The sequence below is a fragment of the Gelatiniphilus marinus genome, assembly GCF_042684345.1.
GTDB classification, from domain to species: Bacteria; Bacteroidota; Bacteroidia; order Flavobacteriales; family Flavobacteriaceae; genus Gelatiniphilus; species Gelatiniphilus marinus.
Map to the genome: position 1 here is coordinate 2,711 of NZ_JBHULK010000016.1, position 3,376 is coordinate 6,086.

The following is a 3,376-nucleotide window of genomic DNA, read 5'->3' on the forward strand; positions in this document are numbered from 1 at the left end:
ACGGGGGATTAGCTCAGCTGGCTAGAGCGCCTGCCTTGCACGCAGGAGGTCATCGGTTCGACTCCGATATTCTCCACTAGAGAGTACAAAGATAGAAGTACAAAGTATTAAGATGCGTCTTAATACTTAATATTAACATCTTAATACTTTTAAACGTTCATTGACATATTGAAAAAAGATACATGAAAAATATATAGATTTAATCTAATATTTAATAATAATTCAGGTTAATTAGAATCACGCGAGCGATATCTAATTAATCAATTTTCAATTTGCAATAGTAAATTGAAAATAACTCATTAAAAAAGCAAAAAGTACAATAAGCTAAATAAGGGCGTATGGGGAATGCCTAGGCTCTCAGAGGCGAAGAAGGACGTGATAAGCTGCGAAAAGCTACGGGGATCTGCACACAAGACTTGATCCGTAGATATCCGAATGGGGCAACCCGGCATATTGAAGATATGTCACCTCGCAAGAGGAGCAAACCCGGAGAACTGAAACATCTAAGTACCCGGAGGAGAAGAAAACAAAAGTGATTCCGTTAGTAGTGGCGAGCGAACGCGGATTAGCCCAAACCAATAATGTTACGGCATTGTTGGGGTTGTAGGACCACGACATTCGAATTACAATGAATTAGAACTGTTTGGAAAGACAGGCCATAGACGGTGATAGCCCGGTATAAGTAAAGCGTAGCTAGATAGTGGTATCCTGAGTAGTGCGGGACACGAGTAATCCTGTATGAAACAGTCGGGACCATCCGATAAGGCTAAATACTCCTGAGAGACCGATAGTGAACTAGTACCGTGAGGGAAAGGTGAAAAGAACCCTGAATAAGGGAGTGAAACAGAACCTGAAACCATACGCTTACAAGCGGTCGGAGCGGAATTTATTCTGTAACGGCGTGCCTTTTGCATAATGAGCCTACGAGTTACCGTTGCTAGCAAGGTTAAGCACTTCAGGTGCGGATCCGTAGCGAAAGCGAGTCTGAACAGGGCGCTTTAGTTAGTAGTGGTAGACGCGAAACCGTGTGATCTACCCATGGGCAGGGTGAAGCAGTGGTAACACACTGTGGAGGCCCGAACCGGTTGACGTTGAAAAGTCTTCGGATGACCTGTGGGTAGGGGTGAAAGGCCAATCAAACTCGGAAATAGCTCGTACTCCCCGAAATGCATTTAGGTGCAGCGTTGATTTATAGTTTTATAGAGGTAGAGCTACTGATTGGATGCGGGGGCTTCACCGCCTACCAATTCCTGACAAACTCCGAATGCTATAAAATGTTGATCAGCAGTGAGGGCATGGGTGCTAAGGTCCATGTCCGAGAGGGAAAGAACCCAGACCATCAGCTAAGGTCCCCAAATATATGTTAAGTTGAATAAACGCGGTTGAACTGCTTTGACAGCTAGGATGTTGGCTTGGAAGCAGCCATTCATTTAAAGAGTGCGTAACAGCTCACTAGTCGAGCGGTTCGGCATGGATAATAATCGGGCATAAACATATTACCGAAGCTATGGACTTGAAAAAGTGGTAGGGGAGCATTGTAGTGTCGTCGAAGGTGTGCTGTGAGGCATGCTGGAGAAGCTACAAAAGAAAATGTAGGCATAAGTAACGATAATGCGGGCGAGAAACCCGCACTCCGAAAGACTAAGGTTTCCTCAGCTATGCTAATCAGCTGAGGGTTAGTCGGGACCTAACGCGAACCCGAAAGGGGTAGTGGATGGACAACAGGTCAATATTCCTGTACCTGCTCACGATAAAAGTGACGGAGGCGTATATTTGGTGCGTGCTGACGGAATAGCACGTTGAAGCGAGTAGTAATACCGCGATAGTACACTGAGGCTTCGGCCAAGGTGATAATCCAGAGAAGCGACTTCCAAGAAAAGCGAGTGAAGCAGCCCGTACCCTAAACCGACACAGGTAGTTGGGATGAGAATTCTAAGGAGCTCGAGAGATTCATGGCTAAGGAACTAGGCAAAATAGACGCGTAACTTCGGGAGAAGCGTCGCCCATCTTTGGATGGGCCGCAGTGAAAGAGTCCAGGCGACTGTTTATCAAAAACACAGGGCTATGCTAAATCGAAAGATGACGTATATGGCCTGACACCTGCCCGGTGCTGGAAGGTTAAGTGGAGATGTTAGCCTCGGCGAAGCATTCAAATGAAGCCCCAGTAAACGGCGGCCGTAACTATAACGGTCCTAAGGTAGCGAAATTCCTTGTCGGGTAAGTTCCGACCTGCACGAATGGTGCAACGATCTGGACACTGTCTCAGCCATGAGCTCGGTGAAATTGTAGTAACGGTGAAGATGCCGTTTACCCGCTGTGGGACGAAAAGACCCCGTGCACCTTTACTATAGCTTAGTATTGGTTTTGGATAAGTAATGTGTAGGATAGGTGGGAGACTTCGAAGCGGCGTCGCCAGGCGTCGTGGAGTCATTGTTGAAATACCACCCTTTGCTTGTCTAGAGTCTAACCTTCATTGAAGGGACAGTGCTTGGTGGGTAGTTTGACTGGGGTGGTCGCCTCCAAAAGAGTAACGGAGGCTTCTAAAGGTACCCTCAGCACGCTTGGTAACCGTGCGCAGAGTGCAATGGCATAAGGGTGCTTGACTGAGAGACCTACAAGTCGATCAGGTTGGAAACAAGAGCATAGTGATCCGGTGGTTCCGCATGGAAGGGCCATCGCTCAAAGGATAAAAGGTACGCCGGGGATAACAGGCTGATCTCCCCCAAGAGCTCATATCGACGGGGGGGTTTGGCACCTCGATGTCGGCTCGTCACATCCTGGGGCTGGAGAAGGTCCCAAGGGTTGGGCTGTTCGCCCATTAAAGTGGCACGCGAGCTGGGTTCAGAACGTCGTGAGACAGTTCGGTCTCTATCTACAGTGGGCGTTAGAAATTTGAGTGGATCTGACTCTAGTACGAGAGGACCGAGTTGGACCAACCTCTGGTGTACCTGTTGTCGCGCCAGCGGCATTGCAGGGTAGCTACGTTGGGAAGGGATAAGCGCTGAAAGCATATAAGCGCGAAACCCACCACAAGATGAGATTTCTTTAAAGGGTCGTGGGAGATTACCACGTTGATAGGCTACAGGTGTAAAGGCAGCAATGTCATAGCCGAGTAGTACTAATAACCCATAGGCTTATTGTACGCCTGTTTTTTTAGTAAGTACAAAAATAATTATTGTGTCATGTTCTTTATTTCAATATGTTAAGATATTTATCTTTCTTTTATAGAAAGAGATCCCGCATCAAGTGCGGGACTAAAGCTTAAGGTGGTTATAGCGACGGGGCTCACCTCTTACCATTCCGAACAGAGAAGTTAAGCCCGTTAGCGCCGATGGTACTGCATTTGTGGGAGAGTAGGTCGTTGCCTTTTTTGGAG

General features: G+C 47.2%; 1 tRNA gene and 2 rRNA genes. All 3 read left to right on the top strand.

Annotated elements, in window-relative coordinates:
* The first annotated feature begins 2 nt into the window (after window positions 1–2).
* The 3 genes from ACFSQS_RS16055 to rrf all read left to right on the top strand — a co-directional run bounded on the left by ACFSQS_RS16055 (window position 3) and on the right by rrf (window position 3,370).
* A tRNA-Ala gene (locus ACFSQS_RS16055) sits at window positions 3–76 on the top strand.
* 241 nt (window positions 77–317) lie between these two features.
* Window positions 318–3,142 (top strand): 23S ribosomal RNA (locus tag ACFSQS_RS16060).
* 120 nt (window positions 3,143–3,262) lie between these two features.
* Window positions 3,263–3,370 (top strand): 5S ribosomal RNA (gene rrf / locus ACFSQS_RS16065).
* Window positions 3,371–3,376 lie beyond the last annotated feature (6 nt).